The following is a 24,905-nucleotide window of genomic DNA, read 5'->3' on the forward strand; positions in this document are numbered from 1 at the left end:
AGTCACTGTTTTGCTTCATTTAGTTGCTGTCTTGCGGCGAGGTGGCGTGCGCATGCTGGCGTTGCCGGCGGCAGCGCTCGGAGCAGTAGCGCACGTCATCCCAGTTACGCTGCCACTTTTTGCGCCAGCTAAAAGCTAACTGGCACACCGGGCAGATTTTTTGCGGCAGGGTGGTTTTGTGGTGGGCCATAAAGCCGCCTTAAACGCTATAGATGGTGCGCAGTTCCTGGCGGTGCAACAGCTCGGCCAGCTCCGGTAATTGCAGCGGCTCCAGCTCCAGCACATCCAGAATACGGCTTTGATGCAGCTGCCATTCCGGATCCAGATTAACCTGAAACAGCTGCCGGCTTTCACCACTGAAAAATTCGGCAATTTTTAAAATGGCAAAGCGCTGATGTTCGGCTTGGTTATCGGTTTCCAGCAACAGCGCCGGGCTGTGGTGATAGGCAATAATATTACACAGCGTCTGGGTCAGGCCCCAGGATTCGGCAATCAGATAGCCCAGCACTTCATGGCTGGTATGAAAATGCTGCTCTTCAATACTGCTGACTGCCTGCTGTTGCAACAAACCTTGCTGCAGCACAGTGGCATATTGGGGCGCTTGCTGGCTAATCAGTGCCATGCCGGCGTTGCGAAATAGCCCCAGTGAGTAACAATCGTCCTGAAACTGCTGGTCAAAATTCAGCTGTTTCGCCAGCGTCATCGCCAGGGTGGCGGTATGCAGGGCATTGGTCCAGAGCTTGCGGCTAAACTCATCCTGGCGGCCTTCTTCCAGCGTAAAGCGCAGCAGTACACTGCGTACCAGCATGACTACCCGGTTTAATCCCAGATAGCGGCAGGCTTGCTCCACCGAGGTAATTTTATTGCGTAGCCCAAAGTAGGCCGAGTTGACCACCTTGAGCGTAAAGCCAGCAATACCGATATCCAGCGCAATCAGCGAGGCAATCCGGTTTAAGTCCGGTTCGGCGGCATTCAGTTGTTGCTGGATATGCCGCAGCACCTGGGGTTGTGGCGGAATGGTAAAGCCCTGCAGCGCATGCTCAACCAGGCTCATATCGATTGCTTTGACCATCTGCTGTACTCCCGCGCCCTTTTGGGTATGCCCTTTTATCGTGCGCTGCTGCTAATCAGAATTAAGGATTTACGAATCGAGGTAAGGCCGGCCCAGCATTAATTGCTGTGCCAGTTGTGTTTCTGCCTGCTGATCAGTGAGCTGCAGGTCGAGAAACTGCACATCAAATTGCAGCAGGTCGTCGTCTGCTAAATGCACCGCCACCAGCTTATCCGGTACCTGATGCACCTGACGGTAGGCATTAATTGCTACCTGGGCGGCTTGCTCCATTAAGGCGAGAAAATGCCCGAGCGGATAGCGCTGAAATACCGGATCATCCAGATGTGCCCAGCCTAATAAGTCACCGCTGATGCTGCCATCGGCATGATCGGTAAACAGCATTGAAACGGCGGCGCAGCTGGGGTTTTCCCCCGGGGTAAATTGTTCGGCATCCTGCTCGGAAAACAGCAGCACATAGCCAAAACCCGGGCAGCCTTCGGCATCCATTTCGTCGAACGACGGATCGTACAACAGGAACAAACGATTATCAGACATGGGCACCCCGGCTAGCTAAACAAAGCCCTATTCTACCTGAGGTCGGAGCTGCACTAAAGCCCTCTGGCCAGATCCTGCTGCGAATTAACCGCAAGCGTGTTTTGGCGGTAGAGTTTGGCGGCGTAGCTTTAGCTGAAATCGTCGGTAACGGGTAAGGGCATTTCCAGCAGCAGCGCCAGCAGGTTAAGCAGACCTTGTTCCGCAACAGAAGCGGTTTTATCTGCGGTAACAGCGGCGAGTATGGCTTGCCATAATTGCTGCTTAACTGCTGGTGACGCGGTAAGCAGTGGCCGTAGCGCCTGATCTAACTGGCTAAATTGCACTGCCGGTTGCGCGGTTGTCGTGTCCAGCTGCAGTGCAAGGAGTGCGGCCTGCCAGGCTTGCTGTTGCCGGCTGCTGTCGCCAGCGGCATTGGCCACAGCGCTTAGCAGTGGTAGCAACGCAGGTAACAGCTCCGCCAGATTTTGCCGGTTGTATTGGCGTACCAGTTCCTTACTGTCGAACTCGCTGGCCACCACATGCTCCAATAAGCTTAAACTTAACCACTGCGCCAGATCCGGCGTGTTACCGGCAAGGTGTCGCAGTAACGTGTCAAAGGCGCGGAACTCTGACTCACTCAGCTGCTTAAGCGCTGGTACCGACATTTGTAATAACTGCACCTGCTGTGGCAGGGCCAGGCGTTGTACCGGATCGGAGAGCTGATCGACTTCGGCCAGCAGCTGGCTACCACCATAGGCCTTAATAGCAGTTAACTGCGCAGCTAAGGTGTCGGTTCTAAGGAGTAAAGCACAGGCGATGGCTTGTGCCGAACGGGTCTGATGACTGCTTTGCATCAACAATACCGGGATCGCCGCCAGCATGGCCCGACGTTGCCGTTCCTGTGGTTGTTCTGCTGCTTGCGATGGCGTGGGTTTAACCGGCGCCTGGCTTGCCGGGTAGCGGCCATTCCAGCTCGGGTCGAGCCGGCGAATACGCTTTTCCAGTGGCGGATGAGTGGCAAAGATAGATACCCAGCGGCTTAGCGCTTCGCCAAAAAATAAATGGCTGACTTCATCGGCATTGGCGTGCTGCACTTTGGCGCCGTATTGATGGCCACCGATACGCTTTAAGGCGTCGGCAATACCGCTTGGATTACGGCTAAACTGCACGGCAGAGGCATCGGCCAGATATTCACGCTGCCGGCTGACGGCAGCCTTAATCAGATTACCAAAAAACGAACCGAGATAGCCGATCACGACCAGGCCAAGACCCAGCAGCATAATGGCGCCGGCACCCTCATTATTATTGCGTCTGGAGCGGGCATAGCTGGCGCCGCGGCCAGCGCGTAACAGGTAATAACCAAGATGGCCGATAAATAAAATGCCATTTAGTACCGCGATTAGCCGGATATTCATCCGCATGTCGCCATTTAGAATATGGCTAAATTCATGGGCGATCACGCCCTGCAGTTCGTCGCGGCTAAGTTGCTCCAGCGCACCTTGGGTGACACCTATCACGGCATCGGCCGGGCTGTAACCGGCGGCAAAGGCATTAATGCCTTTTTCCGGTAACAGGTAGACCGGCGGTACTGGCAGGTTAGCGGCCAGCGCCATTTCCTCAACTACATTTAACAGCCGGCGTTGTAACGGATCCTGGGCTGAGGGGGATACCCGGTTACCGCCAAGTGCTTCAGCGATGGCGCGGCCACCGAGCTTTAAGCGCTGCCATTTTGCCATTATCGCCAAACCAACCACAGCAATGACCACCAGACTGATACTGCTGATCACTTCCCACGGCAGTTGTAAGGGGGCGCCCTGAAACAGGCTGACACTGACCATTACCAGCAGGTTGGTCAGAACTATCAACGCCAGCACCGCCAGCGCGAACAACAGGATCAGCACCTTAGTATTGCGCCGGGCCAGATCCTGTTGCTGAAAGAAATTGGTGGCCATTATTTAGAAGCTGACTTTTGGCGCCTGTTGAATGTCGGCGCTGTCGGCAAACTCCAGCAGTTTGGCATCCTGTTTGTGGCCAAAGCTGGCGGCAAAAAACATCGGCGGGAAACTTTGTTTGTAACTATTGTATTCGGTTACCGCATCGTTAAAGGCCTGCCGGGCAAAGGCAATGCGATTTTCGGTGCTGGTTAACTCTTCCGACAGCTGCTGCATATTGGCACTGGCTTTTAGGTCCGGATAGGCTTCCATCACCATACTAAAGCGGCTCATAGCCCCTTGCAGCGCCCCTTCGGCCTGGGCTAACTGACTGATGGCGCCGGCATCGCCCGGATTATTGGCGGCAACTTTCAAGCCGGCCAGCGCGGCGTTACGGGCCGCGATCACCGCTTCTAAGGTTTCGCGCTCATGCTGCATATAGGCTTTGGCGGTTTCGACCAGATTAGGGATCAGATCGTAACGGCGCTTAAGTTGCACTTCGATTTGCGCAAAAGCATTTTGAAAGCGATTCTTCAATTTAACCAATTGGTTAAAGATACTAATAATGTAGAACACCAGGGCGGCGATGATCGCCAGAATAATTAACAGGGTCATGCTAAACTCCGTCAGTAGACTTTTATCTATTGTTAATGAAAGTTTAAACTATTGTCCAGTGCTGTGGTAGCGGATTTCGCCAGAATAGTACTAAAGTGCGGCAACCTACGGTATGATAGCGGCCTTGCATCGGGAGTAGCTATGAGTGATTTTAAACGTATTTCAGTGGCTGAAACACTGGAGTTATTAGCACAGCAGGCGGTGGTTGCCGATATCCGCGACGAACAAAGCTTTGCCAGTGGTCATATGGCGGGCGCCTTTCATCTGACCAACACCAGCCTGGGGCAGTTTATGCGTCAGGTGCCGTTCGAACAGCCGGTGGTTGTGGTCTGCTACCACGGTAACTCCAGCCAGAGCGCCGCCCGCTATTTGGCCGAACAGGGTTATGAGCAGGTCTACAGTATGGACGGTGGTTTTGAGAGCTGGCGTACCCGGCAGCCTTTTGTTAGCGGCCAAAGTGATAGCTGATGCTAACTAAAGTTGCGGAATTCCGCGCCCAGCCGGCGGCGTTATTGTTTGCCGATTATTGTCGTAGCCAGGGATTGCAGGTCAAACTTGAACTGCAGGGTGAAGTCAGTGTCTTAATGGCAGCTGCGGATGATGTGCCTCGGGTCGAAGTGCTGCTAACTGAGTTTATCCGCCAGCCGGATCATCCGCGGTATCAGGCGGCGGCCTGGCAACAAAGCCAGAGTGTAAAGCTGGCGCACAAGGTTAATTTAAGACCCCAGCTGGCATGGCGGCAAATGCCGTTAACGCTGTTAGTTTTGCTGCTGACACTGGCGGTCTATGCCTGGCAGCAAATTGATTTTCGTGCCGCGGCGGCCAGCCTGATGCTGCTGGAACAGGCTGAGCTCTGGCGTTGGATTACGCCAATTCTGCTGCATTTCTCATTAACCCATCTGGTATTTAATCTGGCTTGGTGGTGGCTGTTAGGCAGTAAAATTGAACGCTATCAAAGCAGCGGTTTTTTACTGCAACTGGCACTGAGTAGTGCAGTGATTTCCAATGGTTTACAACTGGCATTAGCCGGTCCGAATTTCGGTGGCTTATCTGGCGTGGTGTATGCCCTGGTTGGCTATTGTTACTTAAGCGACCAGCTAAGTGGTCGGCAACGTTATTTGCTAAGCCATGGTTTATTTGGCTTTATGTTAGTCTGGCTTGTTCTGGGCTTTATGGAGCTGTTATGGATCAATATGGCAAATTGGGCGCATTTAGGTGGCTTGGGTTGTGGGCTGTTGTGGGCTTTTTTAAGCCGGGACCGGCGCCGGCCTTAGCCAGCGCTATTGGTACAGATACTTGGTAAATAAAATATCCTGCACTATGGTTTGACCGGTTTCGCGTTTCATCACGGTTTGCAGTTGTTCCAAAATTTGCAGTCGGATTTCTTCGCGACCGCTCAATGATTTAACCCGCTGCTCGGGTTGTTTGCTAAGAATACTGATGATGGTATCCAGTATTAACGGCTCGTGGTATTCGATGGTTTTTAACAGTTCTTTATTGGGCAGCATCAGCTCAACCGATACCCGTAAATAGCCCAAACTGCGGCGATTTTCCGACACATAGTTGGTCACAATATCGGGGTCAAAACCATAATACACTACTTCTGCAGGCGGTTGTTGCGCCAGCGCAGTGCCAGCACTCATCAGCCAAAGAGTAACAGACAATATTGTAAGTTTAAGCAAGCGCAAGGGCAGTAGTCCGGAAGTTGGCAATTACTATTTATCATATCAGCAGCATCAGACTTTGCCTAATTACCGGTGAAATCTTCCTTAAAAAAATCATCACCCTTGCTATAATGCCGGCACTTTTACAGGCCGACTCCGAATTGTTATGACCGCAGTAATATCACTGAATGCGCCCTGGCTAGCGGCTGACACCCTGCGTTTACCTGAAAAACTGCAGCCCTGGTTATTAGAGCCTGCCTCTCTTACGGCGCGGTTAAAGGCACATTGTCAGCAGTTTCGTCTGGCACTGTTGGCTGAAACCACAACAGAGCTGCCAGACTTTTTGTGGCCTTGTTTACCGGCGATTAGCGGTGCCTGTGTGCGGCGCGAAGTTTTGATGTCGTGTAATCAGCAACCGGCGGTGTATGCCCAAAGTTGGCTGCCCGAGAGCAGCCGGCGGCAGTTGTACCAGCTCACTGCACTGGGTGAACAACCATTAGGCGAATTTCTGTTTCAGTTTCCTGATTTACGCCGTGGCCCGATTGAGGTGGCCCGTTTGCAGCTGGCCGGCGCGACCGCAGGTATTGCTGCCGGGGAGTACTGGGCCAGACGTTCGGTATTTTCGGTCGCTGATGCACCGTTACTGGTGGCCGAAGTGTTTTTACCGGCCGTGGAGTTATTATGATGGCACTAAGTTGGCAACAGCGAAACGCATATTGGCAGCTGATGCGGCTGGACAAGCTCATTGGTATTTATTTGCTGTTGTGGCCCACCTGGTGGGCGTTGTGGCTGGCAGCAGATGGTATTCCACCTTTTGATTTGTGGTTGATTTTTACGCTGGGCGTGGTGTTAATGCGCTCCGCCGGTTGCGTGATCAACGATTATGCCGATCGGCAGTTTGATGGTCAGGTTGAACGGACCCGCGACCGGCCTCTGGCCAGCGGTCAGGTTAGCGCGACGGAGGCACTACAACTCTTTGTCCTGTTGTTACTGCTGGCTGCCAGTCTATTGCTGTTTCTTAATCGGGCAACGCAATTGTTGGCGCTGGTAGCCGTGCTGCTGGCCAGCAGCTATCCCTTTATGAAGCGTTTTACTCACTTACCTCAGGTCGTATTGGGTGCCGCTTATAGCTGGGGTATTCCAATGGCTTTTATGGCATTACAGGGTGAGATCCCCAGTTATGCCTGGTGGTTGTATCTGGCCAATTTGTTGTGGACAGTGGCTTATGATACCTTCTATGCGTTAGTCGATAGGCCCGATGATCTGAAAGCCGGCATTAAATCTACTGCGGTATTGTTTGGTGGTTGGGCGTTGCCGATTATTGCCGTCTTCCAGTTAGGCTTTCTGTTGCTGTTAGCGCTGATTGGGCAGCAGTTAGCATTAAGCTGGCCGTTTTTTCTGGCGTTGCTGTTAACCGTTGTGGCTTTTGGCTGGCAGCATTATCAGGCTGCGCAGAGTCGGCAAGGGGCTTTCGCGGCTTTTTTACATAACCATTATGTCGGATTAATGCTGTTTACCGGGCTGGTATGCAGTATGGGGTTTTAACATGAAGAAATGGCTGTTTTCGTTGCTGCTGGTGCTCAGTAGCTGTGCGGCAGTGCCGGATAGCAGCGGTTTTCCGTTGGTGAAACTACAATTGGACCAGCAGGTTGTTGCGGTGCAGCTGGCTGATACCCCCGAGCTGAGAGCTCAGGGCCTGATGTTTCAGGACAGTGCTGAGCCGGGGATGCTGTTACTGTACAGCACGCCACAGCAAATTAGTTTATGGATGCGTAATACCGGTATTGCTCTGGATGTCGCTTTTATTGATGCCAATTGGCAGATCCATCAAATCCGGCCGTTAGAGCCTTTTGATGAAACACCGGTGCCTTCAGAAATTGCGGTGATCGCTGCATTGGAAATGCCGAGAGGCTGGTTTGCCGCCCGCAATCTGGGGGTGGGGAGTCAGCTAAAGTTGTTGGCCGATTAAGTTCCCGGATCGACCATACCCTGCAGACTGTTGTTACGCCTGAACCAGCCAGCGATGCTCAGGCGCTCGCTGGTTGCGGGTAACACCTCGTGCGGAAAGCGCTCACTTTCAAACAGGATTAAGCCTCCCGCAGCCGGCGACAGCCGTTGCAGTAGCTGATCCTGCTCATCATAAAGCACCAGCTCGCCACCGGATTCCGGAGTATTCAGATAGGTTACGGTGGTAAGTACCCGGTTTGAACGGCCGCGAAACGCATCCAGATGTTTTTGATAAAAATCACCCTGTTGGTAGCGTGCATAGTGGCATTCATAATCAAATAAGCCAAGAAAGAAGCGTTGATTAAAGGCTTGCTGTAACTGCTGCATCAATTGCAGATAGTCTTGCTGGGCGCTACTGCTGCCATCGAGCCAGGCAGTCTGATCGCGCCGGATCTGCTGGTTTTGCAGATGATCTTTTTGGCGGCCGACACCGGCACTACGTAACTGCTGTTGCTGTAAATCATCACAGAGTGCAGCGGTGAGAGCGGGCGACAAGAAATGAGGCAGCCATACCCAGCCGTGCTGATAAAAGGCGCTGGCCAGCTGTTCCCAGGTCGCCACAGTAATTGATGACATGATGATTCCGCTTAGTATGGGGCCGTTGCTGATCTGGCGGCTAGTTTGCCATAGCACCGCGAGGCCTTCAATGTGTTGCCTGATTGCCGGGTGAGCCAGTAGGGGCTTTGCTACGTATAGCTTGCTATCACATGGAGGAACCTTTATGCGTATTGCTTTTCTGGCTGCGGCAGCCTTGCTTGCTGGCTGCAGTCAATCGGTCACAGAATACCGGCAGCAAACACCGGTATTACAGCTAGACCATTTTTTTGCCGGCAGTGGCCGCGCTTATGGCGTATTGCATGACTGGCGAGGCCGGCAAACCTTGCGTTTTACCGCTGATCTTTGTGGTGAATGGCAGCAAGGTCGTGGCGATTTATACGAAGTGTTTTATTTTAGTGACGGCAGGGTGGAACAGCGGCATTGGCAGTTGCAGCAGGATAGTCAGGGCAAAGTTAGCGGTACGGCCGGCGATGTGATTGGCGAAGCAGCAGGACAATTGGCGGGTAATGCCTTGTACTGGCAATATGTGCTGCGCATTCCTTATGATGGCAGTACGCTGGATGTCACGGTAAAAGACTGGTTATATCTGATCGACCCACAAAACCTGATTAATCGCACGACGATGCATAAATTTGGCATTAAGGTCGCAGAGCTCACCTTATCGATTCAACAAACCGATGCCGGGGCCGATTGCACTGACTTAAAGCGAAAGGTGGCGGAAGTGGCGGCTACTCAGGGGCAAATCTTGTAAGACTGCAGGCGATCCGCCGTATTACGCGGTCGCCTGCTACCATCGCATCCTTAGTTAGTCGGGCGACCAACCGGAAATTGACTGAAAATCTGGCTGACAACCCGTGCTGTTGCTTCACGCGGTTGTTGTAAATCCTGCTGTTTCAACACCCCTTCTGCAATGCCTTCCCATACCAGTTGCTTACGGGAGGCGTCTACGACATCAATATTCACAGTGCCGACTTTATAATGCACGGTTTCAACTTCAGTCTGATAGTACGGGAAAGGGCTGTAATAACCGCGGCGGTAATGATAATAACCGTAATATGGTACAGCTGAGGTTGTCGTGGTGCGAATATCAGACCGTTGCTGCACGTTAGAGTTGAAATTAATCAGTAAATCAGGCTGTTGCTCGCTAAATTGATAGCCGCGGGCAGTCATCTCGGCGCTGATTGCCGCTTTCATATGCTGCGTGACCAGGCTGGTATAGCCGGCACGATCTGTGGCTAATTCAGTCATAAAACCAAAGGTGCGATAATTACTCAGGTTGGCATCCGGTGCCTGATCAGACCGCACATTCGGGCCAACCGCACAGGCGCTTAACCAAAGGACACTACTTACAACTAAGGTCCGCCAGACTACAGATAACAGCTGCATTTTTATCACCCTTTGCTATTGCATTCAGTTATAGAATATACCAAACAATCGGGCAACACGATCAGTTGGTTTTGTGCTTCAGTTGCCAGATTAGATAACTGAAAAGGTTCGAAGTTCCAACAGCATTGTTGTGCGATTCGCTTTCAGTCCGCAGTCATATTACACTTAGCAAAGCAGATTGCCAGATCAGGCCACTGGTATGAATGAGAATAACATGAAAACGCCAGCTCAACCCAACGCCAAGCCGGACCCGGATAGCCTTAGCCAACAGGCGGCCAGTGCTTTGCAGCAAAGTATGCAAGGCTTTGCTGCTGAACTTGCACAGCAACAGCAACACTGGTTAAGTCAGATGCAGCAGCAGGTCGAAGCGCGCTGGCAGCAGCGGTTAATCGCGCATGAACAGGCGTATCAGAAGCTTTACAAGGATTGGCAGCAAAGCCGTCAACAATTAGATTTCAGTGTGCCGGCACCGGGTGCTGACCCACGGATCCAGGCCGGGCTGGAGAAACATAACCAGCAACTGTTACAAAAACTGCAGCAAACCGAGGCAGAGCTGGCCGCTGTCCAGCAACAATTAGTGCAGCTTGGTGAAAGCCGCACGGCACAACAAAACCAAAGCGAGAATCAGCAAACGCAGTTAGCTGAGCAAGCTGAGCAGTTACAGCTGGCACTACAACGTCAGCTTGCCGCCGAACAGGCACTACAACAGACGCAACACGCCTTGCAGCAGGCCGAGCAAGATAGGCTGCAACTGCAGCAGGCTGCAAAGCTCGAGCAGCAACAAGCGGAGCAAAACGGGCAGCAAGAAATCGCCCGCTTGCAGCAACACCTATCTCAGGCTACGACAGCTTTACAACAGCAGCAGGTGCAAGCTGCAGCGCAACGCAGCGAGCTGACCGCACTGGCACAGCAACTGGCAGCTGCCAGAGCTGAGTTACAGCAAGAACAGGCGCAAGCTGAGTTGCAGCACAATCAGATCACAGACTTGGAGCAACAACTCGCCCGGGCAAGTGCTGCCTTGCAGCAAGCACATAACCAAACAGAGCAATTACAAAGCCAGATTTCAGAGTTGGAACCACAAGTCGCCGCTCAGACCTCGCAAAACGCCGACTTGCAGCAGCAGCTGGCTGCCTTACAGCAACACGTACAGGATCAGCAACAAAAAGCACAATTTAAACATCAGCTTAACCAACAATTGCAGCAAGAAAACCAACAGCTAACTGAAACTCAGCAAGCATTGCAGCAACAACTGGCAACTCTGCAGCAGACGGAAACGGCGCTGCGCGAGCAGAGTGAGCGCAATGAATTATTACTGCAGCAGGCGCGTTTACGCTTAGATATTGCGCTGGAGAAACAGCAGCAGGAGAGCGATCAAGCCCGGGAAACCATTCGGGTACTGCGGATGGAATTAAGTCAGCTTACCGAACAGTATCAACAGCAAATCTCTGATCTGGAACAACGTGTTACCGAATTTAAGCTGAAGTTTGAATACGCGCAGCGACAACTTTCAGCGACCTCATAGCGCGGCGGGTGTTTAGCAGGGTGTAAACACTGCCGCGCGCAATTTACAGGAAATCTATGAAACAAAAAGCCAATAATTTTCAGCAAATGCGGGATTTAACCTTAGCGCAGCAAGGTGCCATTGCTGCGACGCTACTGGAGCGGATGTTACCGAATTATCAGTTGTTTTCCGAAGTCAGTCAGTTTGGTGATCCACAGCTGGTGCGGAAGATTCTCGATTTGTGCTGGGAGTGGTTGACGGTACCCAAAGCCAAAATTAACTTTGAACGCCTGGCCGAAGAGCTGGAGTTAGCGACACCTGAAGTTAATCATTACGATATGTTTGGTGTGTATCCGGCCGTCGACTGTGCCACAGCACTGGATATGATGCTAAATGGTATCAGTCAGCAAGACGGTGCTGAGTTTATTAATGTGGCAAAGATTTCTCAGGCTACCGTCGCGCGCTTAGTGGAATATCAGGCGACTGATGCTGAGATCACCACCGAAGCCGAGTTGAAAAAGCTGGTGCGTGATGATCCCTTGATGCAATACGAAATGGAGTGTCTGGCCGAGCTGATTGCGCTGGTGCAACCGATGCAGCGCATCGGCCGCGAACAAATGCAACAACTGAAAGCCTGGGTGAGAGAGTTAGGGCTAACCAACCTTGGTATGGAGCTGACTCCGGCAGAATCCTGAGTCCTCAGCGGGCAGCGGCTAAGCCGTTGCCTCTGCTCTTAACCACAGCCGGTACGCCAATTGTCCGGCGATTTTTTCTTTTAATAATTGCCAATTTGCCGGCATCGCATTAAGTGCCAGCTCTTTCTCCGTTTCCAGATAAATCAAAGCGCTGTCGCTTAACCAGCCATGCTGCTCCAATGCCTGACAGCAAGGTACGGCCAGACCTTGCCGAAAGGGGGGATCGATCAGGACCAGATTGTACTGTCGCAAAGCCGGGCGTTGCAGCCACTGTAGACAATCCGTGTTGACCACCTCGGCATTGCTGGCACTCAGGCTGTCTAAATGCCGTTGTAATTGTCGGGCCAGGGCCGGTGCTTTTTCTACTAGCGTGACATAGCCAGCATAGCGTGACAGCGCCTCTAAACCCAGGCTGCCGCTGCCGGCGAAACAATCCAAGACTGTACTTTGCGCAGTGTCGTGCATCAGCCAGTTAAACAGCGTTTCTTTCACCCGATCCGTGGTGGGGCGCAGCCCCAGTGCATCCGCTACCGGTAGCTTTTTTCCGCGCCATTTGCCGCTGATAATTCTGACAAATCCACTTTGCCCGCCGCTGGCGGCGCGGCTATTCGATTGTTTCATTGATTCGTTTTTGCCTGACAGATAAAGGTGTTAGTATAAGTCCAATTTTATCCTAGTTTTCACTCTCTGACCTAACAGCATATGACAAAACAAAACAAACTCTTCTCCTGGCTCGGGTTTGGCAAAAAACCAACACAGCCGGAGCCGACTCCAGAGCAAGCACCAGAGCAAGCATCAGAGCAAACAGCAGAGGCCGCAGCCATCGCGACGCCAGAACAGGTGGCCGCTACGGTAATGGTCGCGCCGCCGGTAGTGGCAGAGGCCAAGCAGAACGTTGCTGCGCCACAGGCACCAGCAGAATCAAGCCTGGTGTCGCCTCACGAGCCCACAGCCACCGCTGAAAGTCAGGCTGGCAAGTTAGTGGTTGAGGTACCTGCAGTGAATACAGTGCCGACACTAACGCCAGCTGCTGCACCGGATAATCCGAAAAAGCCCGGTTTTTTTGCCCGCCTGAAGCAAGGTTTGGCAAAAACCAGCCAGAATCTGGGTGCCGGTCTGGCGTCATTATTTGTCGGTAAGAAAATTGATGATGAGCTGTATGAAGAGCTGGAAACGCAGTTACTGCTGGCGGACGTGGGTATGGATACCACACAGAAACTGATTAAACAGCTGACCAGCCATGCCGATCGGAAAGCGCTGAAAGATGCCGGTCTGCTATACGAAAAGTTGCAGCAAGACATGGCAGAGCTGTTACAGCACGTGGAGCAGCCGTTGTTACCTGTCGCCCAGGATGGCCCTTTTGTGATCCTGATGGTTGGGGTGAACGGTGTCGGTAAAACCACCACTATCGGCAAGATGGCGCAGCAATTTAAACAACAGGGTAAATCGGTGATGCTGGCCGCCGGGGATACGTTCCGCGCCGCGGCAGTAGAGCAATTACAGGTTTGGGGCGATCGTAATCAAATCCCGGTAATCGCCCAACATACCGGTGCTGACAGTGCCTCTGTTATCTTTGATGCCTATCAGGCGGCGAAAGCCCGCAAAGTGGATGTGCTGATTGCTGATACTGCCGGTCGGTTACAGAATAAAGCGCATTTAATGGAAGAGCTGAAAAAGATTGTGCGGGTGTTACAAAAAATTGATGCCACAGCCCCACATGAAGTGATGCTGACGCTGGACGCCGGCACTGGTCAGAATGCGCTGAGTCAGGCTAAATTATTTAACGAAGCCGTGCCGCTGACTGGTATCAGTTTAACTAAGCTGGATGGTACCGCCAAAGGCGGTGTGATTTTTGCCATTGCTGATCAGTTTCAGGTGCCGATCCGCTTTATTGGTGTCGGCGAGGCCATTGATGATTTGCGGCAGTTTCAGGCGCAAGACTTTATCCGGGCGCTGTTTAACAAGGAATAACCGCTATGCTGCAGTTTGATCATGTTAGTAAAAGCTATCCGGGTGGTTTTGTTGCACTGGAGCGGATTAATTTTCGTATTGCAAAAGGTGAGATGGTGTTTTTAACCGGTCACTCCGGCGCCGGCAAAAGTACCATTTTAAAGCTGATTAGTATGATTGAACGGCCCAGCACAGGGCGGGTGATGATTAATAATATCGATCTGAGCCGATTGAAACGCAGTCAGGTGCCCTATGTGCGGCGCGATGTCGGTATTATTTATCAAAATCACCGCTTACTGATGAATCATACAGTGTTTGATAATGTGGCGCTGCCTTTAGTGATTGAAGGCTTTACCGGCAAAGAAATGGTGAAACGGGTGCATGCAGCGCTGGACAAGGTCGGCTTGTTAGATAAGCAGCGTTGTTTACCGCAAACGCTGTCTGGTGGTGAGCAGCAGCGGGTTGGGATCGCCCGGGCCGTAGTAAATAAACCGCCGTTACTGTTAGCAGATGAGCCAACCGGGAACCTGGATCCGGAATTGTCGCGCGACATTATGCGGGTGTTTGAAGCCTTTAATCAGGTTGGCGTCTCGGTGCTGGTGGCAACTCACGATCTGGGGCTGATCGCGCGAATGCGTTACCGGACACTAACGTTAAAGCAAGGGCGGATGATTAATGATGGCCTGATGCCGGTGCAGGAGCCACTATGAGTATTCTGTTCAGTGGTCGCGCCAGCGGCGCCAAAGCCAATAAAATCAATTTTATCCGCCGCTTTGTCATGTTTTTCGTTAATCATTTGCGCCAGGCGCTGTTTAGTCTCGGTGAGTTATGGCGAACCCCGGGTTCGTCTTTAATGACCATGGCGGTACTGGGCCTGAGCTTAACCCTGCCAACCACCCTGCATTTACTGGTAAAAAATGTGCAGCAGGTTAGCGGTGGTTTTGCTAAAGCTGCTGAGATCAGCCTATTTATCCGGGACAGTGCTACCAGCCAACAAGTGCAGGGACTGAAAACTATCCTCGAGGGTGATCCGCAAATCGCGGCGGTACGGCATATCTCTAAAGATGCCGCGATGCAGGAATTTCAGCAGGCTTCTGGTTTTGGCGCCGCGCTGAATTATCTGACCGAAAATCCGTTGCCGGATGTGTTGGTGGTGTTGCCGCTGCATACTGAGCCGGCTGCTGCGCGGGCGTTGCAGCAACAGCTAGAGAAAGAACGGATTGTTGAGTTTGCCAAGTTGGATCTGGAATGGTTGCAACGCCTTGATGCCGTGGTACTGCTGTTACAACAAGCGGTGGTAGCGATTGGTTTGTTGTTACTCAGTGCCGTCCTGTTGATTGTCAGCAATACTATCCGGCTGTCGATTATCAGCAAACGGGAGGAGATTGAAGTTATGAAACTGGTGGGTGCCACTGATGCCTTTATTCAGCGGCCTTTTCTATATACCGGTTTCTGGTTCGGGGTCTTTGGTGGCTTATTGGCTTTTCTGGTAACCGAAGTTCTGCTGTGGTGGCTAAGGGGCGCGATAGCCGGTATCAGTGATCTTTATCAGAGCGACTTCCGGCTGCAGGCGATGAGTTTGCAGGAGTTTGGCGGTTTAATTCTGTTAGCGGTGCTGCTGGGGGTCATTGGTTCCTATTTATCTGTACGCCGCCATTTACGTGCCATTGAGCCATCCTAGCGGCTTAACGCTAGCCCTAACAACCGTGTTATTAAAAATCCTTTCTTTATAAGAAGCAGATCTAAAAAGAGATGAAACTAGTATTAGCACTCTCAGTCAAAGAGTGCTAATATCATCTCACTTAGCTCAATACAGGATAAGCAAAACCATGACGAAATCAGCTTATATGCCACTTACGGTAGCAGCCAGCGGTAGTCTGGAGGCTTACACCCATGCCGTCAGTACCATTCCGATGCTTAGCGCTGATGAAGAGCGCAGTCTGGCAGAACGCCTGCAGCAGGATGGTGATTTAGAAGCGGCCCGCCAGTTGATTATGTCGCATTTACGCTTTGTGGTGCATATCGCCCGTAGCTATGCGGGTTACGGCCTGCCAATCAGTGATCTGATCCAGGAAGGCAATATCGGCCTGATGAAAGCCGTCAAGCGCTTCGACCCCACTGTCGGTGTGCGTCTGGTTTCCTTTGCGGTACATTGGATTAAAGCAGAAATTCATGAGTATGTGCTGAAAAACTGGCGCATTGTAAAAATTGCCACCACTAAGGCGCAGCGCAAACTGTTTTTTAATCTGCGTAAAGCCAAAAAACATTTAGGCTGGTTTAATCAGCAGGAAGTACAGCAGGTTGCGGAATCGCTGGGCGTGGCTGAACACGAAGTACGCGAAATGGAATCGCGAATGAGCAACTATGATATGCCGTTCGATGCGCCGGATGAAGATGACGAGCAGGCGTATACTGCACCGGTATATTACCTGGAAGATAAAAGTTCAGATTTGGCGGCGCAGGTCGCGGATGATCAGTGGGATACTGCAGCAGTAGACCGGTTACAGGCTGCTATCCGAACCCTGGATGATCGCAGCCAGGACATTGTGCGTGCCCGTTGGTTGGATAATCACAAGCTGACCTTACAAGAGCTGGCGGATCGTTATCAGGTTTCAGCAGAGCGGGTGCGGCAGTTGGAAAAAAATGCTATGAAGAAACTGCAGCAAGCGTTACAACACTAAGCCATCATAGCTTCGAACACGGCGCCTTTTGGCGCCGTTTTGCTATTAAGAACCTCTAGGGCGTGTTGACGTTTGCTGCTTGTTTTTGCAGCCGTTTGGCTGGTGTTTATACAAGGCAGAGCTTGTGATGTGTAGTTATTCTACATGAACGAGCGATAACGCAGTAGAAACGCCAGCCAAACGCTGCCCGAGGGGTTCGCGCTGGCGGCGCTTTGCTCTTTGTGGCCTGCATGGATGCAGGTCAGGGGCGAGAGCAGGACGCGGTAGCTTCACTCGTCACTTATTTAGAATAACTAAACCGCGCTCCTCGTTTCGCGATCAAAGCGCCGCCAGTGCGAACAAAATCTAAGCAGCAAACGTCAACACGCCCTAATGCTTTATTGTCTATTCTTGCGGTGCGGCAATGGCGGGAGCGGTAAAGCCGGCGGCAATGACGGCATGGCTCTCCGGTAATAAGGCCGAAATACCAACCAGTTCAATCCCTTCTGCCTCTAACTGCGGTAGGCGTCGCTTTAGAAAGCGGTAAGTTTCCGGATACGGGTGGCCAATCGCAATGGCCACCTGGTGACGGCGCGCGATCTGCAGCAGCTGTTTAAACTGGCGCTCCAACGCGGCTTCTGTTAATTCATTATCCAAAAACACATGGCGCGCCAACAGCGTCACGCCATACTGGCCGGCATACTTTTTGGCGGTGCTTTGTGGCGTGGTCAGACTATCAACAAAAAACAGCTGCCGCTGTTGCAGATATTCCATGGTCCAGGCCATCGGCTTGTCCAGAGCGGTAAACAAACTGCCCATATGATTATTGATGCCAATAGCGTACGGAATATCGTCTAGCGCGTGTTGCAGGCTATGACGAATTTGCTGGCGACTCATATGTTGCGTTAGGGCACCCGGGCCTAACGCATTTTGTTGACTGGCTTCCATTGGCATATGCAGCATCACGTCTTTTTGTGAGCGTGAAGCTTGTCTTGCCGCCTGACGGCCATAAGGCGTGTGCGGTAAAACAGCATAAGTCAGGGCGTGCGGCAACTCGACCATCTTTAAGTCTGCTCGCTGATAACCAATATCATCGATAATGATGGCAATGCGGGGATTAGCGAAAGCCAGGCTGCTTACGCAGAACAGACTTAAGCACAGAGCACGAAACAACGGCACAGCAATTCCTTTTCAAAGCCGGTTTTGCAGCTTGCCAGACGCAGCACGCTGTAAAACCTCAGTTTTACCTCACCCATTCAGGTTATAGGACAGCGCGAGTCTGGTGCAAGTTTTTTATTGTTTACCGAGCCAGTTTAATGGGTTGACTGCATCGCCTTTTTCACGGATTTCGAAATACAGGCCCGGATCGGCCTGACCACCGCTGGCGCCGACCTGCGCAATCGCTTCCCCGGCTTCGACATTGTCCCCGGGCTGTTTTAGCAAGCTTTGATTATGGCCGTACAGGCTCATAAAACCTTTACCATGATCGACGACGATGACCCAACCATAGCCTTTTAACCAGTCGGCATAAATCACCCGGCCGTTGGCGATGCTCTGCACATTAGCGCCGCTGACGCCCTGGATCAGAATGCCGCGAGACGCCAGCCCGCCCTGGCGGTTTTGACCAAAGCGCTGCAGCACCCGGCCGCGTAATGGCCACGGATATTGGCCGCGACCTGCGGTCAGACCGGACAGATCTTTATTGCGCTCTGCCAGGCGACGCAGCTCATTAATGGTATTTTGTAGGCTGGTTTCGTTCTGACGTAAATAGGCTAACTGGCTGCCTTGCTGTTTTAGTAGTGCTTGCAGGTTGCTAACCGATTCCTGCTGGCTACTGCGAGCCGCCGTTAATTGCTGCTGCTGTTGTTGCAACGCGGTCAGTTCAGTTTGCAGCTGTTGTTGTTGGTTGCTTAGCTGCTGTTTCACCTGCTCCAGCTGGGTAACAGTATGATTAATCTCGGCTAACTGCCGCAGCCTGGCTTGGTTAAAATATTGATAATAAGTAAGGATACGCTCCAGCTTGCCGGTTTCCTGTTGGTTCAGGATCAGTCTGGAGTAATCATGCCGGCCCAAACTGTAGGCACTTTTCAGCTGCGCCGCTAACAACTGTTGTTGCTCAGTCAGTTGCTGTTGCAGTTGTTGCTGTTGTTGGCTGAGGCGGGCACTTTCTTGCTCCAGCCGTTGTTTACGGCTTGCTGTATCGCGGAGTTTTTTCGCCGCTTCGGCCAGCGCTTTATCTGCAGTTTGTAATTTTTGTTCAGCTTGTTGTAGTTGGCGCCGTTGCTGCCGTACCTGCTGTTCAGTTTGCTTAATCTGCTTTTGCAGTTGTTGCAATTCCTGTTCAGCCTTTGGCGCTTGCTGGGCGACTGCTACAGGCAGCATCAATACTGCCAGTAGCATACTATTGATTCCCAGACAACTTAGCCGCATCTGCATTAAGCCAACTGCATCAATACTTTGCCGGTCATTTCAGCCGGAACGGGCAGGTCCAGCAGCGACAACATCGTAGGGGCAATATCACTCAGCACGCCGCCGGCAACTGCGGTTGCGGGCCGGCCAACATAGATTAAAGGCACAGGATCACTGGTATGGGCCGTATGGGCCTGACCAGAGACGGCATCCTGCATCTGTTCAGCATTACCATGGTCTGCGGTAATCAGGCATTCGCCACCTACCTGTTGTAAGGCTGCAACAACGCGACCAATACTGCGATCAACCGCTTCCACTGCTTTAATGGCGGCAGACATTACACCGGTATGGCCGACCATGTCGCCGTTTGGATAGTTACAGATAATCACATCAAACTTGCCGCTTTGAATAGCCGCGACCAGTTGATCGGTGAGTTCTTCTGAGCTCATTTCTGGCTGCAGATCATAGGTTGCAACCTGTGGTGATGGCACCAGAATCCGCTCTTCACCCTGAAACAGCTCCTCGCGGCCACCACTGAAGAAAAAGGTGACGTGGGCATATTTTTCGGTTTCTGAGATCCGTAGCTGGGTTTTTTGATGTTTGGCCAGCCATTCGCCGAGCACATTATTAAGGCTCTCTGGTGGATAGGCGCAGGGCGCCTTAATATCTGCGGCATACTCGGTCAGCATCACAAAGCTACTGAGCTGCGGTCGTGCCTGACGGGCAAAACCCTGAAAATCAGCATCGACAAAGGCGCGGGTAAACTGCCGCGCCCGGTCGGCCCGGAAATTCATAAAAATCAGCGCATCGCCATCCTGTAGTGCTATCGCCTGGCCCTGCGGATCCAGAATTGCTGAGGCTTTGACAAACTCATCATTTTCATCGCGGGCATAAGCCGCCTCAAGCGCTGCGCTGGCACTATCAAAGCGGTAGGCTGCTTTACCCTGGGTAATCAGATTATAAGCCTGTTCGACCCGATCCCAGCGCTTATCCCGATCCATGGCATAGTAGCGACCGATAACCGACGCAATCTGGCCTTTACCTGAGCTGGCAAAATGTTGCTCAAACACCTTAATCGAGGCAGCAGCGCTGCGTGGTGGCGTGTCACGGCCATCCAGAAAGGCATGCAGATAAACTTGAGTGGCACCGCGTTGTTCGGCCAGTTTTACCATCGCTAATAAATGTTCTTCATGGCTATGTACGCCGCCGGGCGACAGTAGCCCCATCAGATGTACGGCTTTACCCTGGCTGACGGCCTTATCAACAGCTTCAACCAGCACCGGGTTGTGATAAAAGTCACCATCGGCAATGGCTTTGGTAATGCGGGTAAAGTCCTGATAGACAATGCGACCGGAACCCAGATTCACATGGCCGACTTCTGAGTTACCCATCTGGCCATCAGGCAGACCAACGTCCAGACCTGAACCGGAAATCAGCGTATGCGGATACTGTTGCCATAAGGCATCCATTACCGGCGTGGCTGCCTGCGCAATGGCATTATGCTCTCTTTCCTCACGGTAGCCCCAGCCATCCAGGATCAGTAAAACCAGGGGTTTCTTCGGTGTGGACATACAGTCTCCCTTAACAGGTCAATTGATTTTGTGGAAATAGCGGAATAATGCTGCTTATCTTACCGTTTTTTTGTTTTTGCACCAGTGATCATTCGCCATCAGTGGCCTGGCGTTGTGGCTTGCGGTGTTTTTTAGCTGTCGATTTGCCATAAAATCGGTATACTCAGCGCTGTTTTTTAATCTCAATCAGAAGAAAAGTTGCGCTATGGACCAATTACTCGAATTTGCCGGAAATCATCTGCTGTTAGCGATCATTTGGCTGGTGTTAGTGATGCTGATTATTGGCAGTTGGCTGAAGTCCAAGCTGTCGCCAATCAAAGCGATCAGCCCGACTGAATTAACGCTGAAAGTGAATCGCGAAAACGCTGTGGTGTTGGATATCCGCGGGGAAGAGGATTATCGCAAAGGGCATATTACCGACGCCCGTAACGTAAAACTGGACCAAATTGATAAACAGCCACTAACCGGGCTTGAAAAGCAAAAAGATACGCCCATTATAGTAGTGTGTCAGGTTGGGGTTACCGCGCAAAAAGCGGCAGCCGCATTGGCGAAACAAGGTTATAGCCAGGTATCCATTCTGCAAGGTGGCATGAATGCCTGGACCGGCGCCAGTTTGCCGGTAGTAAAAGCGAAGAGGTAAGCATGGCTGAAGTCACTATTTACACTAAAGCCTATTGTCCTTACTGTGTAAGGGCGGTGGGTTTGCTGCGCGAGAAGCAGGTGTCTTATCAGGAAATCCGCATTGATTTGCAACCCGAGCGCCGGGATGAAATGATTAACCGCGCTAACGGCCGCACTACGGTGCCGCAGATCTTTATTGGTGAGCAGCACATTGGTGGCTGTGACGATATGTTTGCGCTGGATGCCCAGGGTAAACTTGATTCATTATTACAAGCATAACTTAAAACAGGATCTATCATGGCAGAACAACAAGCCAACGGCGTAGCAGCAGAGCAGGCTGCACAGGGCGTACAATTTGCAATTCAGCGTATTTTCGTAAAAGACATTTCTTTTGAAGCACCGAATGCACCAGCGATTTTCCGCAAAGAGTGGAAACCAGAAGTCAAATTAGATCTGGATACCCGCAGCGAAAAGCTGGATGACAGCACTTATCAGGTGATTCTGTCTTTGACCGTGACCACCACTGTGGGTGATGAAACCGCTTTTCTGTGTGAAGTACAACAAGCCGGTATCTTCTCTATCAGCCAGCTGGAAGAAGCGCAGATGGCACATATGCTGGCAGCATTCTGCCCGAACATTCTGTTCCCATACGCCCGCGAAGCCGTATCGAACCTGGTTAACCGTGGCACCTTCCCACAGTTAAACCTGGCACCGGTCAACTTTGACGCTTTATTTGCCCAGTATCTGCAGCAGCGTCAGTCTGAAAGCCAACAGCTGAACGCCTGATGAGCCGCACCTCAGCGATGACGGTCTTAGGAGCAGGGTCTTATGGCACTGCTCTGGCAATTTGTTTAGCCCGCAATGGTAATCCTATAACCTTATGGGGGCGCAATACCGCAGAAATCGCCCTGATGCAGCAACAACGGCTGAATCAGAAATATCTGCCGGATATCCCGTTACCTCCGAGTTTAAGCCTGACGGCCGATTTAGCCTCTGCCATTCAGCAAAGTCGCGACATTCTGGTAGTGGTACCGAGTCATGCTTTTGCCGATACGTTAAAGCAAATCAAGCCGCTGTTAGCGCCGGATGCCCGGGTTGCCTGGGCAACCAAGGGGCTGGAACCAGAAACTGGCCGTCTGTTACAAGAGGTCGCGCGGGAAATTCTCGGCGAGCAGATATCGCTGGCCGTATTGTCCGGGCCAACCTTTGCTAAGGAGATGGCCGCGGGTTTACCAACAGCCATATCGTTATCTTCGGCTGATCCAGAGTTTATCCGGCAACTGTCTGATTTATTGCACTGTGCCAAGACATTCCGGGTCTACACCAATAGTGACTTTATTGGCGTACAGCTGGGTGGTGCCGTGAAAAACGTGATCGCCATCGGTGCCGGTATGGCAGATGGTATTGGTTTTGGTGCCAATGCCCGTACTGCACTGATTACCCGTGGCTTGGCCGAAATGTGTCGTTTAGGCTGTGCTATGGGCGCTCAGAAAGATACCTTTATGGGGATGGCAGGGCTGGGCGATCTGGTGCTGACGTGTACTGATAACCAGTCACGTAACCGGCGCTTCGGCTTATTACTTGGCCAGGGTAAAGGGGTTGAGGAAGCGATGCAAAGCATCGGCCAGGTGGTTGAAGGCTATCGTAATGCCAAAGAAGTCTTTAATCTGGCACAGCGGGTCGGGGTCGAAATGCCGATTACCGAGCAGATTTATCAGGTGTTGTATCAGGGTAAACACGTCAAATTGGCAGCCCAGGATCTGCTGGGCCGCGAACGCAAGGACGAAATCAGTTAGCTATCTGGCGCTGGTTATTCAACAGTTGGTTCTCTTTCAGCAATAACTGACCTATGTCTTCAGCCGGGATCGCCCGGCTGAATCTGTGGCCCTGCTGACAATCACAGCCCATCACATGCAGCAAGTAAGCCTGCATCTCAGTTTCGATATTGGTTGCAGTCACATCCAGCTCCAGATATCCGGCTAACCGGATTAAGGTAGCGCAGATATTGCGCTGTTGTTCTTGCTGTTCGACATAACGCACCAGTGATGGCGCCAGCTTTACGCCGTTAAACGGAAATTGCCGTAGTTGCGTCAATGAGGAGACGCCCTCGCCGAAATTATCCAGAATCAGCCGAAAACCAAGCCGTTCCAGGCTATTCATGCGTTCGCGCAGCCAAATTGTCGGATGCCCGAAGATCGCTTCTGACAGCTCTAACTCAAACAGGCTGGCCGTTAATTCAAATTCAGCTAAGGTGTCCTGCATAAAGCGCAGAAAATCTTTTTGCGCAAACTGTTGAGCGGAAATATTCAGTGCCAGCCTGCCGCGCATCAGGCCGGTTTGCTGCCAGTAACTGACTTGCTGACAGGCTTTACGGAACACCAGGCGATCGAGGCTGATAATCAGGCCGGTTTCTTCAACCACCGGCAAAAAAGTTGGCGGCGGCAACATGCCCCGGCGTGGGCTGGGCCAACGTAATAAGGCTTCAAAACCAACAATGCGGTTGCTGCTGATACTGAATTTAGGCTGGTAGTACAGTTCAAACTCACCTTGCGCGGCACTGCGATACAGTTCACCTTCCAAGGCTAACAAATCTGGCGCTTGTTGCTGACTGGCACTGTCGGCAAAACAGAGCGCACTTTCGGCTTGCTGTGCGGCACGACCGGCGGCTTTTTCAGCACTGCTGAATAGGCTGCTGACATCCTCACCATCATTTGGGCTGATGCTGATGCCAATATAGATCCGTAACGACGAACGCATACCCTGGGCATCTTGCTGGTTAAAGCCGCTGATTACTTTATGGGCTAACTGATTGAGAATAATATTGTTATTGTGCAAGCACAAATGGGGTGGAATCAGGATGCTAAAGTTTGCCCCTGCTTGACGAGCCAACAAAAATTTACTGGGGACCAGTGTTTGTAACCGCTCGGCGGCCTCACTCAAGCGAGCATCTGTCAGTTGTTCGGGGTGTTGCGCCAAGCTGCTATCATGCAACCGCAGAAACATCACTGCCACTGAGGGGTAGTGCGCGTCACAACTAAGTAATGCCTGACGTAGTTGCTCTTCAAAGATAAAGGGGTTGGGTAGTAGCGTCAGGTCATCCCGTACCTGCAGCTGCTGCTGACGTTCGTTTTGTTGCCGTAACTGGGTAATATTTTGCCCGTATAGCAAATAGAAAGGACCTTTTACACTTTCGGTTGCCAAGGCATGAATACTGATTTTATAGGCTTCGGCATAACGTTCTGTTTTCAGCCAGACTTCGCCGTGCCAGACACCGTGCTGACGTAGCTGGCTTTTCAGGGTGCTATCCAGACTAACGCTGCCCTCGGCATCCGCATACAACGGCAGTGCTAAGGCCAAGGTGCTATGATCCTGCACCTGTAGCAGACTTTTTAACGAGGTACTGGCATTTCGCAGTAACAGGTTCTTGTCGAGCACGGCTATAATGCCGGGTGTTTCTGCCAGTAGCTGCTGAAAACTGCGCTGCTGGCGTAACAGCCTTTTGCTGCGACGGCTCAGGCTGCTCAGGGTGAGTAACAGTGCTAAACCCATTAAACAAAGCACGGCTGTAGTCAGTAACAGACCGCCTTCGAGAAAGGTTTGCTCGGCATAGGCAGGGGTTGCCAGTGTCATCAGCAAAATGATCAGGCCGGAGCTGAGCTGCAGCATGCTGTTATCGTCCTTGGTTAATTAATGACCACTATTGAATATAGTTGGTTTGAGCTAACAGGCACAAGTACCTGACAGAAAAATAT

General features: G+C 51.8%; 29 protein-coding genes. 16 read left to right on the top strand and 13 right to left on the bottom strand.

What is annotated here, in order from left to right; translation table 11 throughout:
• Positions 1 to 19: 19 nt before the first annotated feature.
• The 5 genes from AAY72_RS16595 to AAY72_RS13870 form a co-directional block, all read right to left on the bottom strand.
• The gene (locus AAY72_RS16595; protein ID WP_008950108.1) at positions 20 to 190 is read right to left on the bottom strand and encodes a DUF2256 domain-containing protein; all 171 of its coding nucleotides are present in this window, start codon (positions 188 to 190) and stop codon (positions 20 to 22) included.
• A gap of 9 nt (positions 191 to 199) precedes the next feature.
• Entirely contained in the window at positions 200 to 1,072 is an 873-nt protein-coding gene (locus AAY72_RS13855; protein WP_057788291.1) for an HDOD domain-containing protein, read from the bottom strand.
• A 69-nt stretch (positions 1,073 to 1,141) separates the two neighbouring features.
• Positions 1,142 to 1,606, bottom strand: a complete 465-nt coding sequence (locus AAY72_RS13860) for a hypothetical protein (RefSeq protein WP_008606942.1) — start codon at positions 1,604 to 1,606, stop codon at positions 1,142 to 1,144.
• A gap of 128 nt (positions 1,607 to 1,734) precedes the next feature.
• Complete coding sequence (locus tag AAY72_RS13865; protein WP_057788294.1) at positions 1,735 to 3,537, bottom strand: M48 family metallopeptidase; 1,803 nt, start codon at positions 3,535 to 3,537, stop codon at positions 1,735 to 1,737.
• A 3-nt stretch (positions 3,538 to 3,540) separates the two neighbouring features.
• Positions 3,541 to 4,131 carry a LemA family protein gene (locus AAY72_RS13870; RefSeq protein ID WP_057788296.1) on the bottom strand — a complete coding sequence of 197 codons (591 nt, stop codon included), beginning with the start codon at positions 4,129 to 4,131 and terminating at the stop codon, positions 3,541 to 3,543.
• 141 nt (positions 4,132 to 4,272) lie between these two features.
• Between AAY72_RS13870 and glpE the strand changes: the two genes are divergently transcribed.
• On the top strand, positions 4,273 to 4,599 hold the full coding sequence (gene glpE / locus AAY72_RS13875) for a thiosulfate sulfurtransferase GlpE (RefSeq protein ID WP_057788298.1): 327 nt from the start codon (positions 4,273 to 4,275) through the stop codon (positions 4,597 to 4,599).
• Complete coding sequence (gene glpG / locus AAY72_RS13880) at positions 4,599 to 5,405, top strand: rhomboid family intramembrane serine protease GlpG (protein WP_057788300.1); 807 nt, start codon at positions 4,599 to 4,601, stop codon at positions 5,403 to 5,405. The genes glpE and glpG overlap by 1 nt, the downstream gene beginning before the upstream one ends.
• Positions 5,406 to 5,411: 6 nt before the next feature.
• On the opposite strand, the gene AAY72_RS13885 is transcribed toward glpG, so the two are convergent.
• Positions 5,412 to 5,774 (bottom strand): flagellar basal body-associated FliL family protein, encoded by a 363-nt coding sequence (locus tag AAY72_RS13885; protein ID WP_057788303.1) that lies wholly within the window; start codon positions 5,772 to 5,774, stop codon positions 5,412 to 5,414.
• Positions 5,775 to 5,961: 187 nt separating this feature from the next.
• Between AAY72_RS13885 and AAY72_RS13890 the strand changes: the two genes are divergently transcribed.
• Genes AAY72_RS13890 through AAY72_RS13900 form a run of 3 tightly spaced genes read left to right on the top strand, consistent with a single transcriptional unit; the run spans position 5,962 to position 7,764 of the window.
• The gene (locus tag AAY72_RS13890) at positions 5,962 to 6,480 is read left to right on the top strand and encodes a chorismate lyase (RefSeq protein WP_057788305.1); all 519 of its coding nucleotides are present in this window, start codon (positions 5,962 to 5,964) and stop codon (positions 6,478 to 6,480) included.
• On the top strand, positions 6,477 to 7,340 hold the full coding sequence (gene ubiA, locus AAY72_RS13895; protein ID WP_057788307.1) for a 4-hydroxybenzoate octaprenyltransferase: 864 nt from the start codon (positions 6,477 to 6,479) through the stop codon (positions 7,338 to 7,340). Before AAY72_RS13890 ends, ubiA begins: the two co-directional genes overlap by 4 nt.
• 1 nt (position 7,341) lies before the next feature.
• Entirely contained in the window at positions 7,342 to 7,764 is a 423-nt protein-coding gene (locus AAY72_RS13900; protein WP_008984556.1) for a DUF192 domain-containing protein, read from the top strand.
• Here AAY72_RS13900 and AAY72_RS13905 read toward each other — a convergent pair.
• Positions 7,761 to 8,378 carry a 2OG-Fe(II) oxygenase gene (locus AAY72_RS13905; RefSeq protein WP_057788310.1) on the bottom strand — a complete coding sequence of 206 codons (618 nt, stop codon included), beginning with the start codon at positions 8,376 to 8,378 and terminating at the stop codon, positions 7,761 to 7,763. The genes AAY72_RS13900 and AAY72_RS13905 overlap by 4 nt on opposite strands.
• A 145-nt stretch (positions 8,379 to 8,523) precedes the next feature.
• Between AAY72_RS13905 and AAY72_RS13910 the strand changes: the two genes are divergently transcribed.
• Positions 8,524 to 9,111 (top strand): DUF3833 domain-containing protein, encoded by a 588-nt coding sequence (locus AAY72_RS13910; RefSeq protein WP_057788312.1) that lies wholly within the window; start codon positions 8,524 to 8,526, stop codon positions 9,109 to 9,111.
• 50 nt (positions 9,112 to 9,161) lie between these two features.
• On the opposite strand, the gene AAY72_RS13915 is transcribed toward AAY72_RS13910, so the two are convergent.
• A complete protein-coding gene (locus tag AAY72_RS13915; protein WP_057788314.1) occupies positions 9,162 to 9,746 on the bottom strand; it encodes a DUF4136 domain-containing protein in 585 nt (194 codons plus the stop codon).
• A 214-nt stretch (positions 9,747 to 9,960) separates the two neighbouring features.
• On the opposite strand from AAY72_RS13915, the gene AAY72_RS13920 reads away from it, so the two are divergent.
• Together AAY72_RS13920 and AAY72_RS13925 are read left to right on the top strand one after the other, a co-directional pair.
• Complete coding sequence (locus tag AAY72_RS13920; RefSeq protein ID WP_082628997.1) at positions 9,961 to 11,268, top strand: hypothetical protein; 1,308 nt, start codon at positions 9,961 to 9,963, stop codon at positions 11,266 to 11,268.
• A gap of 56 nt (positions 11,269 to 11,324) precedes the next feature.
• Complete coding sequence (locus AAY72_RS13925) at positions 11,325 to 11,942, top strand: YjaG family protein (protein ID WP_057788318.1); 618 nt, start codon at positions 11,325 to 11,327, stop codon at positions 11,940 to 11,942.
• 18 nt (positions 11,943 to 11,960) lie between these two features.
• Here AAY72_RS13925 and rsmD read toward each other — a convergent pair whose 3' ends face one another.
• Positions 11,961 to 12,563, bottom strand: a complete 603-nt coding sequence (gene rsmD, locus AAY72_RS13930; protein WP_057788320.1) for a 16S rRNA (guanine(966)-N(2))-methyltransferase RsmD — start codon at positions 12,561 to 12,563, stop codon at positions 11,961 to 11,963.
• Positions 12,564 to 12,644: 81 nt separating this feature from the next.
• On the opposite strand from rsmD, the gene ftsY reads away from it, so the two are divergent.
• The 4 genes from ftsY to rpoH all read left to right on the top strand — a co-directional run bounded on the left by ftsY (position 12,645) and on the right by rpoH (position 16,573).
• Positions 12,645 to 13,913, top strand: a complete 1,269-nt coding sequence (ftsY, locus tag AAY72_RS13935; protein WP_057788322.1) for a signal recognition particle-docking protein FtsY — start codon at positions 12,645 to 12,647, stop codon at positions 13,911 to 13,913.
• A 5-nt stretch (positions 13,914 to 13,918) separates the two neighbouring features.
• Positions 13,919 to 14,602 carry a cell division ATP-binding protein FtsE gene (gene ftsE, locus AAY72_RS13940; protein ID WP_008984548.1) on the top strand — a complete coding sequence of 228 codons (684 nt, stop codon included), beginning with the start codon at positions 13,919 to 13,921 and terminating at the stop codon, positions 14,600 to 14,602.
• Entirely contained in the window at positions 14,599 to 15,573 is a 975-nt protein-coding gene (gene ftsX / locus AAY72_RS13945) for a permease-like cell division protein FtsX (RefSeq protein ID WP_008984547.1), read from the top strand. Before ftsE ends, ftsX begins: the two co-directional genes overlap by 4 nt.
• A 148-nt stretch (positions 15,574 to 15,721) precedes the next feature.
• Positions 15,722 to 16,573 carry an RNA polymerase sigma factor RpoH gene (gene rpoH / locus AAY72_RS13950; RefSeq protein WP_008984546.1) on the top strand — a complete coding sequence of 284 codons (852 nt, stop codon included), beginning with the start codon at positions 15,722 to 15,724 and terminating at the stop codon, positions 16,571 to 16,573.
• A gap of 384 nt (positions 16,574 to 16,957) precedes the next feature.
• Here the strand turns inward: rpoH and AAY72_RS13955 are convergent, their stop codons facing one another.
• The 3 genes from AAY72_RS13955 to gpmM form a co-directional block, all read right to left on the bottom strand.
• Positions 16,958 to 17,731, bottom strand: a complete 774-nt coding sequence (locus AAY72_RS13955) for a divergent polysaccharide deacetylase family protein (RefSeq protein WP_008984545.1) — start codon at positions 17,729 to 17,731, stop codon at positions 16,958 to 16,960.
• Positions 17,732 to 17,845: 114 nt separating this feature from the next.
• Positions 17,846 to 18,988, bottom strand: coding sequence for a murein hydrolase activator EnvC (locus AAY72_RS13960; RefSeq protein ID WP_057788324.1), 1,143 nt, complete (start codon positions 18,986 to 18,988; stop codon positions 17,846 to 17,848).
• Entirely contained in the window at positions 18,988 to 20,532 is a 1,545-nt protein-coding gene (gpmM, locus tag AAY72_RS13965) for a 2,3-bisphosphoglycerate-independent phosphoglycerate mutase (RefSeq protein WP_008984543.1), read from the bottom strand. The genes AAY72_RS13960 and gpmM overlap by 1 nt, the downstream gene beginning before the upstream one ends.
• 205 nt (positions 20,533 to 20,737) lie before the next feature.
• Here gpmM and AAY72_RS13970 point away from each other — a divergent pair, with 205 nt between their 5' ends.
• From AAY72_RS13970 to gpsA, 4 genes are read left to right on the top strand one after another with little or no spacing between them, the layout of a single operon-like run.
• Positions 20,738 to 21,172 (top strand): rhodanese-like domain-containing protein, encoded by a 435-nt coding sequence (locus AAY72_RS13970; protein ID WP_008984542.1) that lies wholly within the window; start codon positions 20,738 to 20,740, stop codon positions 21,170 to 21,172.
• A gap of 2 nt (positions 21,173 to 21,174) precedes the next feature.
• A complete protein-coding gene (gene grxC, locus AAY72_RS13975) occupies positions 21,175 to 21,432 on the top strand; it encodes a glutaredoxin 3 (RefSeq protein WP_008984541.1) in 258 nt (85 codons plus the stop codon).
• An 18-nt stretch (positions 21,433 to 21,450) separates the two neighbouring features.
• Complete coding sequence (gene secB, locus AAY72_RS13980; protein WP_057788326.1) at positions 21,451 to 21,939, top strand: protein-export chaperone SecB; 489 nt, start codon at positions 21,451 to 21,453, stop codon at positions 21,937 to 21,939.
• A complete protein-coding gene (gene gpsA / locus AAY72_RS13985) occupies positions 21,939 to 22,949 on the top strand; it encodes an NAD(P)H-dependent glycerol-3-phosphate dehydrogenase (protein WP_082628995.1) in 1,011 nt (336 codons plus the stop codon). Before secB ends, gpsA begins: the two co-directional genes overlap by 1 nt.
• Here gpsA and AAY72_RS13990 read toward each other — a convergent pair.
• On the bottom strand, positions 22,942 to 24,819 hold the full coding sequence (locus tag AAY72_RS13990; protein WP_057788330.1) for a bifunctional diguanylate cyclase/phosphodiesterase: 1,878 nt from the start codon (positions 24,817 to 24,819) through the stop codon (positions 22,942 to 22,944). The genes gpsA and AAY72_RS13990 overlap by 8 nt on opposite strands.
• Positions 24,820 to 24,905: the final 86 nt, after the last annotated feature.

The organism is Alishewanella sp. WH16-1, from assembly GCF_001441695.1.
Taxonomy (GTDB): Bacteria; Pseudomonadota; Gammaproteobacteria; order Enterobacterales; family Alteromonadaceae; genus Alishewanella; species Alishewanella agri.